10 protein-coding genes are annotated in these 9,194 nt (G+C 55.3%); 4 read left to right on the top strand and 6 right to left on the bottom strand.

Going from position 1 to position 9,194, the window contains the following annotated elements:
* Positions 1 to 155 precede the first annotated feature (155 nt).
* From Abin_RS09740 to Abin_RS09725, 4 genes are all read right to left on the bottom strand, one after another.
* On the bottom strand, positions 156 to 1,124 hold the full coding sequence (locus tag Abin_RS09740) for an NAD-dependent epimerase/dehydratase family protein (protein ID WP_048846326.1): 969 nt from the start codon (positions 1,122 to 1,124) through the stop codon (positions 156 to 158).
* A 91-nt stretch (positions 1,125 to 1,215) separates the two neighbouring features.
* Positions 1,216 to 1,719 (bottom strand): DUF192 domain-containing protein, encoded by a 504-nt coding sequence (locus Abin_RS09735; RefSeq protein WP_174766830.1) that lies wholly within the window; start codon positions 1,717 to 1,719, stop codon positions 1,216 to 1,218.
* Between the two features lie 14 nt (positions 1,720 to 1,733).
* Positions 1,734 to 2,408: an MBL fold metallo-hydrolase gene (locus tag Abin_RS09730; protein WP_084593577.1), complete on the bottom strand. Its 675-nt coding sequence runs from the start codon at positions 2,406 to 2,408 to the stop codon at positions 1,734 to 1,736.
* A gap of 195 nt (positions 2,409 to 2,603) precedes the next feature.
* Complete coding sequence (locus Abin_RS09725) at positions 2,604 to 3,017, bottom strand: host attachment protein (RefSeq protein ID WP_048846322.1); 414 nt, start codon at positions 3,015 to 3,017, stop codon at positions 2,604 to 2,606.
* Between the two features lie 224 nt (positions 3,018 to 3,241).
* On the opposite strand from Abin_RS09725, the gene Abin_RS09720 reads away from it, so the two are divergent.
* The 4 genes from Abin_RS09720 (at position 3,242) to Abin_RS09705 (ending at position 6,438) form a co-directional block, all read left to right on the top strand.
* Positions 3,242 to 4,300, top strand: coding sequence for an XdhC family protein (locus Abin_RS09720; protein ID WP_048846402.1), 1,059 nt, complete (start codon positions 3,242 to 3,244; stop codon positions 4,298 to 4,300).
* Positions 4,294 to 4,920 carry a nucleotidyltransferase family protein gene (locus Abin_RS09715; protein ID WP_084593573.1) on the top strand — a complete coding sequence of 209 codons (627 nt, stop codon included), beginning with the start codon at positions 4,294 to 4,296 and terminating at the stop codon, positions 4,918 to 4,920. Before Abin_RS09720 ends, Abin_RS09715 begins: the two co-directional genes overlap by 7 nt.
* Positions 4,921 to 5,016: 96 nt before the next feature.
* Positions 5,017 to 5,367, top strand: a complete 351-nt coding sequence (locus tag Abin_RS09710) for a RidA family protein (protein ID WP_048846320.1) — start codon at positions 5,017 to 5,019, stop codon at positions 5,365 to 5,367.
* A gap of 276 nt (positions 5,368 to 5,643) precedes the next feature.
* On the top strand, positions 5,644 to 6,438 hold the full coding sequence (locus Abin_RS09705; RefSeq protein ID WP_174766829.1) for a CHAP domain-containing protein: 795 nt from the start codon (positions 5,644 to 5,646) through the stop codon (positions 6,436 to 6,438).
* A gap of 93 nt (positions 6,439 to 6,531) precedes the next feature.
* Here Abin_RS09705 and Abin_RS09700 read toward each other — a convergent pair whose 3' ends face one another.
* Both Abin_RS09700 and Abin_RS09695 read right to left on the bottom strand, forming a co-directional pair.
* Entirely contained in the window at positions 6,532 to 7,737 is a 1,206-nt protein-coding gene (locus tag Abin_RS09700) for a DUF1501 domain-containing protein (protein ID WP_048846316.1), read from the bottom strand.
* 4 nt (positions 7,738 to 7,741) lie between these two features.
* Positions 7,742 to 9,058 carry a DUF1800 domain-containing protein gene (locus tag Abin_RS09695; protein ID WP_084593572.1) on the bottom strand — a complete coding sequence of 439 codons (1,317 nt, stop codon included), beginning with the start codon at positions 9,056 to 9,058 and terminating at the stop codon, positions 7,742 to 7,744.
* Positions 9,059 to 9,194 lie beyond the last annotated feature (136 nt).

Raw genomic sequence — 9,194 nt, 5'->3', positions numbered from 1 at the left:
CACAAAAATCACCAAAAAACCCAGAAAACCAACACTGAATCGGACCAAACCACCCCTCAACACCCTCAAACAACACAAAAAAAAGCAAAACAAACAAAAAACCCCCCGCTTAAAAAACGGGGGGCTCCTGCCACTCAGACTAAAACTAAAAGAAATTAACGGGCCTCGTATTGCCTGAACCATGAAACGAAGCGGCTTACGCCGTCCTCCAGCACGGTGCTGGGACGCCAACCTGTCAAAGCATGGAGGGCATCAATACAGGCCCACGTTGTTTCCACATCCGCATCCGGGCGCGGCAGAAGACGAAGTTTGGCAGAACGTCCGAGCTCCCGCTCTAGGAGTTGAACCAGATAGCGCACTGATTCCGGTCTGTGATTGCCGATATTCAGAACCCGAGCCTCACCTGGGGCTGGGGGCTTTTCAAAAACAGCCAGAACACCCGTCACAACGTCTGCGATATAGGTGAAGTCTCGCGCCAGTGCGTCGCCCTCGTACAAGGTTACGTCTTCACCGCGCGAAATAGCACGGGCAAAGCTGTAATAGGCCATGTCGGGCCGTCCCCACGGACCATAGACCGTAAAGAAACGCAAACCTGTCTGAGGGATGCCATAAAGGTGGCTGTAAGTTGAGGAGGTCAGCTCACCCGCGCGTTTGGTGACAGCGTAGAAGGAGCCTGGCTGATCGACCCGGTCTGTTTCCCTGAACGGTAGCTGCGTATTACGCCCATAAACGGATGAAGACGACGCATAGACCAGATGCTTCAAACGCGGCAGGCGTCGCGCGAACTCCAGAACCGACACATGCCCCAGCACGTTTGAATCGGCAAAGGCCGCTGGGTTCGTCATGGAATAGCGCACACCTGCCTGCGCTGCAAAATGCAGTACACCGGTAATGTCAGATTCATGGTGCGCCAGTTGCAACAGCGCTGAGGCATCAGAAAGTTCAATATGATGAAAAGTAAAGCCGGACGACTGCTTGAGCCGATCAAGACGCGCTGTTTTCAAAGCAGGGTCATAATAGGCATTCAGGTTATCAACACCGATAACCCGCTCACCCCGTTCCAGTAGCGCCTGACTGACATGGTAGCCAACAAAGCCAGCCGCCCCGGTTACTAAAATCGTCACGTTATTGCCTCGTTACATCCCTGACAGCAGGGATGCATTACCCATACACAAGTCTGTTTTATAAAGTGTGCTGAAAGAAGAAAGCGGTGCGTCAGGATTTTTTCTCCAGCGACGGCGCTTCCACTTTATCACCGACAGTAATACCCAATCGGGCCGTCGTGCCACCTGCCAGTTCAAGCGTGGCTGAAACCACCCCATGACTACTGATATGCGCCAGACTGCGCGGAACCGCATTTTCTGCAATCGCCTGAATACGATGATCAGGCGCAATAAAGACGATATCAAGCGGGATGAGGGTGTTTTCCATCCACATGTCGCTCTGTTGCGGTGCAGACCACAGGAAAAGCATGCCGTTATTAGGGGCAAGCTGTGTGCGGAACATTTCCCCCACCTGCTGCTGACGCGGCGTGCGGGCAAGTTCTACAGAAAAAATATGCTTTCCACTGCCCGAAACAATTGTCAGATCTTCCCGCGGCAAAACTGACTGAGCCTGTGTGGGTTCACTCATATCTTCCGTGCTGGCTATGGCGGTCGCACCAGACAGAACACCAGCCAGAAGGCAGGCCGCAGCCACACCAAGAATACCCTGTTTCACTCACAAACTCCTAATCAGCCGGCACGCAGAAACGGATTATTCTGACGCTCCGCACCCAGGGTGCTGAAACCGCCGTGCCCGGGCATAATGACAATATCATCCCCAAGGGGAAGTAATTTTTCTTTAATAGCCCCAATAAGACGATCACCGTCACCATAAGGGAAGTCTGTGCGCCCGATTGTGCCGCGAAAAAGGGTATCGCCTACAAATGCGACTCTGGCGTCCTGATCAACAAACACAACATGACCCGGGGTGTGGCCCGGTACGTGACGCACATGAAAAGTGCGCCCTGCGGCCTGTATTTGCTCACCATCCTGCGTGTAACGATCAACTTGTGCGTTTTCCAGCCCTTCAATACCAAAATGACGGGCCTGATTTTCTATGGAAGACAGCAGAAACGCGTCCTCCTCCTGCGGCCCGATCACGACGGGAGGCTTCGCTTGTGTTTTTGCCAGCGCCCGACACAAAGGGGCTGTGCCACCCGCATGGTCAAGATGGCCGTGGGTCAGCAAAATGGCGTCAACTGTCAGAGCGTTCTGTTGAATAAACTGGGCCAGCGCGTCAGCATCCCCACCGGGGTCTACCACCACAGCCTGACGTGTTGCTTCGTCCCACAAAATGGAACAGTTCTGGCGAATAGGCGTAACCGGAACAACGCGTAACTGCATACCGGGGTAGGCTAGGTGCAAAACTGTTTCCTTCCTGTCGTCGTTAGGTCGCGGTTTCAGAAAACGGCGGAACCGGTTTCTCATGGCCTGAAAGAACGAATGTTCTCCCCTCACTGACCTGCTTCTTGCAAAACGTCCATAAAAAAACTGCCAGATACTGGGCTCTGGCAGTTTTGTGACGTCTTGCAGCCGTATCCTGCTTAATAAAAGCAGAATTTAAGCAGGAAGCTGCCAACCTGTTTCCGGAATATCGAAATGGTCGCGCAGGTCGTGTGTCGGGATGTTGGTCAAATCCTTGGTAAAGGTTTTGATCAGTTTTGCTGTGGCCGGTTTGCTCAGATGCTCACGAATTTCATGCAGCGTTGTTGCCGGAGCTGCCAGCACGATACCGTCAATTTTGCCACCTTTGTTGATTGCAGCATTAATCCGGTCTGCCACCACGCGGGCAAAAGCATCTTTTGCATTATCTGCGGGCGTAGAGGCCGTTGGAACCTTACCCGGTGTGCCCTGATGGTCGTGGGCATCAAAATCCTGCACTTCTTTCAGCTGGCCCTGAGAATCGTGCAGAAAACGCACCTTGCCACCATCTGCCACAACATAAATGACGCGACCGTCCATTGAATTCGGCATAGTACTGCTCCTTGGCTTCTTAAATAACACCTTGTTATGACATGGGGTGCTTCTGAAGAGGTATCAAGAGGCAGATATCGCGTGAACCAGCAGAAGAAGCAGCCCTGCCCCCCCGCTCATTTCAGGTGTGGCCGCCTATAAGGTTGGTATATGATGGACACATGAGTGTTCTGCCCGCCCCCCTTTCCCCTGAGCCTTTACGTACCTCTGCCGCGCCACGGGTCATGACCCCGTTGGACCACGCGCTGGAATGGGTAAAAGCAGGCCATAAAGTAGCTTTGGCGACCGTCGTTGGCACATGGGGCAGTTCACCGCGTCCGGCTGGCAGTTTTATGGCCATCAGTGAGTCCGGCCGTGTTGAAGGTTCGGTCAGTGGTGGATGTGTGGAGACCGACGTTATCACCACCGCGCAAACCATTATGGAGGGGGCTGGTCCAGAAGTCCTCTCCTATGGGGTTAGTACAGCGCGCGCATGGGATGTCGGGCTGGCGTGCGGCGGCAAGCTGGATGTGCTGGTAGAAGCCATAAAAAGTCCTGCATGCCCAACAGGCACGTTTCCTCAGCAGATACTGGCAAACGCCTGTACACTTCAGGCTGCTCGCAAGGGCGTGGTGCTTGGCCGCACACTGGATGGACATCGACACATCTTATTAAGTGACACGCTAAGCCAGTCTTCTGCCCTGCCAAGTGACGTGACCAGATGCGTGCATGCCAGCCTGCAACATGGCCGAAGCCATAACGTGACCCTTGCCGATGGCGAAGACTGGTTTTTGCAGCCCTTAACCCCTGCCCCGCGTCTGCTGATTGTAGGGGCCGTTCACATTGCACAACATCTGGCACAAATGGCGGCCATGACCGGGCTGGCCCCTTTGGTTATAGACCCGCGCACAGCCTTGGCCACACCCGAGCGCTTTCCCGGCTTCGTACCAGGCGAAACGCTGATTACAGAATGGCCGGACGAGGCGTTGGAAGCGCTGGGCGTTGATACTATGACTGCCATTGTCACCCTGACACATGACGCCAAACTGGATGACCCCACGCTTGAAGCCGCTCTGCGGGGGCCAGCTTTTTATATCGGAGCGCTTGGTTCAAGAAAAACGCAGGCCAGCCGAATGGAGCGTTTGCGAGAATCCGGCTTTTCAGAACAGGATATCAAGCGGATTCATGGCCCAGTCGGTCTGGCGATTGGAGCCGTGGGGGCCGAAGAAATCGCGTTGTCGATTCTGGCCGAAATTGTCGCCGTCCGACGCGGTGCCCCGTTGGCAGAACGGCCCGGATGGTAACGACCACCGCACCTTTCCCTGTTGCACTCATTCTGGCGGCAGGCCGGTCATCCCGCACGGCCCCTGCGCATAAACTTTTAGCCTCAGACGCGGCCGGACGCGCCATGCTGGTGCGCACGACCCACCATGTACTAGGCAGCAATGTCGGTCAGGTGCTTGTGGTAGTGCCCCCCGATAAACCAGAACTCCAAAGCCTTTTGCAAGACGCCTTTCCACATACGGAAAAGCTTGGTTTCTGCGTTGCACAGGATGCCGCATTGGGTCTTTCTGCCTCGCTTCGCGCTGGGGTGAAGGCGGCGGAAAAACTGGGGGCATCATCGGTTCTGGTGTGTCTGGGGGATATGCCGCTGGTTTCCACAGAATTGCTCAACAGCCTGCTGGCCGAGCAGAACCGTATGAACGCTTCTGCCGTGGCCCCTGACCGAGGTGGAAGACCCGGCAATCCTGTTGTCTGGGATAAAAGCCAGTTTCCAGCCTTGAAACAGGTTGAGGGAGACAAAGGTGGCCGCGCCATTTTGCAGAAACTGGGGTGTGCTGTGCATCTGGTTCCTGCGCCGTTGCAGGAACTGGTCGATTTTGACACCCCGGAACGATTGGCCGCTTATGCACGTTTGGGATAGCAGGCCAGTTGACCGCAGCGCGTGCGCCCCTGAAAACTAGACACCGCGTCGGCACAGGATGCCGAGCGTAACAACGCCAATCATATAGAGAGCCTTATGAGCAAAATTCTGCGTACGAACCCCAATCCGATTCTCTCTGCCGCCGTTGAATATCATGGCTTTGTGTACACGCAGGGCGTTGTGGCACGGAATCTGGATCTGGATATTGAAGGTCAGACACGCGACGTGCTGGATCAGCTTGATGCGCTGCTGGAGCAACATGGCACAGACAACACCCGTCTGCTTCAGGCCCAGATCTGGCTGAAAGACATTTCTGACCGTGATGCCATGAACAAGCTGTGGACTGCTTGGCTGCCAGAAAACCACGCACCTGCCCGCGCCTGTGTGCAGGCCGTGATGGCTGACCCGCGCATTCTGGTTGAAATCATGCTGGTGACGACGAAATAAGGTGCCTGCCGGGGTGAGCTGGTTTGGAAAGACGTGGCATCCGTGCCACAGCCCTTCCGAATCCTGCTCCCCCGCTGTTTGTTTAAGCCAACCCTACAAACCGGACTGATTACAGCAAATCGGGCAACTCCGTGGCACACGGTAGGAATAAATTCCTATTTTTGTCTTTTTGTACCCACTCAAACAGCAAACCTGCAAAAGAGTGTTTTTGCCCCGCATTGAGCGCTTGCCTGACCTGCGAAGTTGCTTATACCTAGAAACACCACACCGAAGCCCGTGATGCAGGAAAGGTACGCTGAGATGCGAGATGGACGGCCAGGCACTTTTAAACTGAAGATGGCTGTTGTTTCGCTTCTGTCTTTATCAGCATTTATTTCTCCCGCTTCTGCAAAATCCCGCCATGTTGCAAGTCATGGGCATAGCCATGCGGGCACGCACCGAATGGTTCTGACTGCCGCATCGTTCCACGCTGCTGGCCGTTACGCCGGTGGCCGGTGGCACCCCGCTGCGGGGCGTCATTATCGCGGTGGGTATTCTGGTGGCCATGTTATTCAGTGTGTTGCTTACGCAAAAACAGCGTCAGATGTGATGCTGCACGGAAACGCGCGCGACTGGTGGCATAATGCTTCTGGCGTTTATGACCGCGGGTCTGCACCTGAGCCGGGTAGTGTTCTGAACTTCCGCAGCACACGCCGTATGCCGCTAGGCCACGTTGCCGTGGTGCGAAACATTGTTGATAACCGCACCATTACCATCGATCAGTCTCACTGGGCGCAGAATGGCATCAGCCGCAATGTGCAGGTTATTGACGTCTCCCCCAATAACGACTGGTCAGCCGTTCGTGTTGCGCTGAACAATCGTTCTGGTGGCTTTGGCTCCATCTACCCTACCTACGGCTTCATTTACGGCCGTCACGCTGGTTCCAGCAGTCACGCCAACGAAGTTATGACAGCATGGAACAAAAAGCTGCATCAGGGTTCTGAAACCCAGCTTGCTCAGGCTCCAGCTAATGCCCGTCCCATTACCAGCGGTGCTGAAGAAGCCGGTATTACTTTTGATAACCAGAACTAAGTTCTTACCCACACCATTTGTGGAATAGACGCATGAAAATGCCGCCCGGTTTCATCAGGGCGGCATTTTTTATTAGTTTTACGGGTTGAGCGCTTATGCTTGCCGGATAAGCCCATTTTCGGGGGAAAACGGAATCTGCGGAAAAACGCTAACCAGCGCCGCCTGAGATAACCCAAGATGGTCCCGCAACACCCCAGAGACAACGGCGCGTAAATCTGTTGTCGGGGCAAGGTCTCTGTTTTCAAACAGTTGTATCTGTTTCAAACCGGGCCACACACCCCCAACATGGCCGCCTTTGACTGCCCCACCCAGCAAAAACGCGACAGTCGCTGTGCCGTGGTCCGTGCCCCCTGTGCCGTTCATATGTACGGTACGGCCAAATTCGGTCATAACCAGTATGACTGTATTGGCCCACGTTGGTCCCAACCCCATACGCAAGGCCGTCAATCCATCATCCAGTTGCCTTAACGGCGCGTTCAGCCGGCCTTTCTGCCCGGCATGGGTGTCCCACCCGCCGATTTCCAGCGCAGCGAGGCGTGGGCCGGTGGGGACAGCCAACATTCTGCCCGCTGCATCGGCCAACACGCTGAAGGCACTTGGCTTCTGGCCGTTTTTCCCTTGTACAGGAGAAGTCCCGTCCAATGTCGCTTCAGAAAAGCCACGGGCTTTAAGGCCATTTCTGAACGCAGGCCCTGTTACGGGGTCAGCCGCATTTAACGCTGCAATCTGACTGTATAAAATCTGGTCAGGATGTTGACTGCTTGGCGGCGCGTAGCTGCCAACCCGTGCCGGGCCACGCAGCAAAAGTGGAACAGTCAGCCCCATAGCCAAACCGTTTCCGTCAGGGGCCGCATGGTTTACCGGCAGGCAAGCAGCCACGCGGTTCAGCCATCCACTATTCAGACGCCGGTCTGCCCCACTTTCCAGATAATCCTGCGCTTCAAAGTGTGACCGGCTTCGGTAATGCCCAGCAACAGCGTGAACGGGGAGCATCTGCCCATTGGCATAAAGGTCGTGCAGGCCGGAAAGAGCAGGATGCAAGCCGTAAAAACCACCTAAATCAAGTAGCCCTCCGGGTTGCGCAGGGTCAGGGAGCAAGAGGTCCCGACGAAGAGAGACCAGAGAGACATCACCATATGGCGTGACGGCTGCCAGCCCATCCAGCGCGCCGCGCAGAATAACAACGACAAAACGTGACTGCTGAACACTGGTGGCTGTTCCTGCAACAGCAAGAGCCGAGCGACCCAAGGCCCAGCTTGATGTCAGGCCCAAAAGGGCCGTGCGTCGAGAGAGCATCATTGTTCTAACGCCTCTGAAACTCGGGGGAAGTAAAAAGCAGGGTCAGAGCATCTTGCCGTGCCCCGGCATGTTTGATCGCCTCTATGGTCGGTTTGCGTAAGGTATTGCCCAAAGCATGATGCGCAATATCCAGGGGGTTTCCCGTTTTGACATGGGCAGCAATCCGCCACGCCCAGTCTGCGCGCGCCATCATATCTGCCGGGGCTGACCAGTCGGCCGCACGGTCGCTCCATCCATTTGGCAATGGGGCAGTCCATAACGGCTGCCCTAGAAAGGCAAACCCGCCAAACAGCGTGTGCGCGGCTGACCGTGGGTCGTCCGGGGCACTGGGTGTATCTGCCTGTCCTAATGACAGCGCCCGCATGACAGCAACGGCAAAATCCATTGGGGTTCTAAACTTGCTGCCCCCATTCCCTTTACTGGGAACATCCAGCAGCGCGAGGGAGGCCGTAGCCAGATCACCCTCCGTGTCATGCAGAACATTTGCGACAAAAGTAACGTCAGCCGGGTCTGGGGTATCGGCTATGAAATGTTGGACCATTTGGGTGGCAATATGCCGATAGGTAGCCGGATGTGTGCCCAGAAAATGCAATGCTTGCAGGCCACCCTCTTCTCCATCTGGGAAGGTTTTTCCCATCAGGGTTTTGGGTCCGGGTTCATGCGCTTTGGCATGAAAGGAAAATCCCGGTTGCTGCGCCTGCATATCTACGCCCCAGCCGGTTAGAATGGCGGCAAATTGCGTCACATCGTTCTGGGTATATCCCCCAGCCGGTGACAGCGTATGCAGTTCCAGACATTCGCGAGCCAGATTTTCGTTCAACCCCCGGTGGCGTTTTAAGCCTGCGGGGCTGTTGGGTCCGATGGAGGAGCTATTATCAAGATACATCAGCATGGCGGGATGCCGCATGACCGCCAGCAACAGGTCACTGAACTTGCCGGTTATATGGGGTCGAATCGCTTCCCGCATATACGCGCCCACTATGCCACGCGTGCCACCCTGCCGCAGGCTGACGGTAAAATGGTTGAACCAGAACCATGCCAGACGCTCACGAAAGGGTTGGTTTGTCAGCAAAAGGGCATCAAGCTGGGTTGCCACTTCTGCCTGAAAAAGCGGTTTGACCAGTGGGTCGCCCTGCAATTTGCCCTTACGCTGCTGACGCAAGGCGATAAGCCCATCGGCGGTGCTGCCAACCTGTGCAAAACGGGCCGCATCGGGGGCAGTTATCTGTTCACTCAATTCGCTACGGGTGGGCACGAATGGGAGAGTATCCTCACCGCGTGGTCCCCAGCCAAAACGGGTTAAAGCACCGGAAAACAGCATGGCGCGTGGTCCTCTGTCCGGTTTCAGAATTTTTTACGGGTTAGTTTACATCCCTAGGCTGCCTTCTCTCTGTGACAAAATTTAGACAATAAAAAAGGGCGAGGTCTGCTGACCCCGCCCATGCTCGCGTAACGCA

Source organism: Acetobacter indonesiensis, assembly GCF_000963945.1.
In the GTDB taxonomy this organism is placed as follows: domain Bacteria; phylum Pseudomonadota; class Alphaproteobacteria; order Acetobacterales; family Acetobacteraceae; genus Acetobacter; species Acetobacter indonesiensis.
Note: the sequence above shows the minus strand (reverse complement) of the source record. Positions and strands in the feature narration are given on the sequence as shown.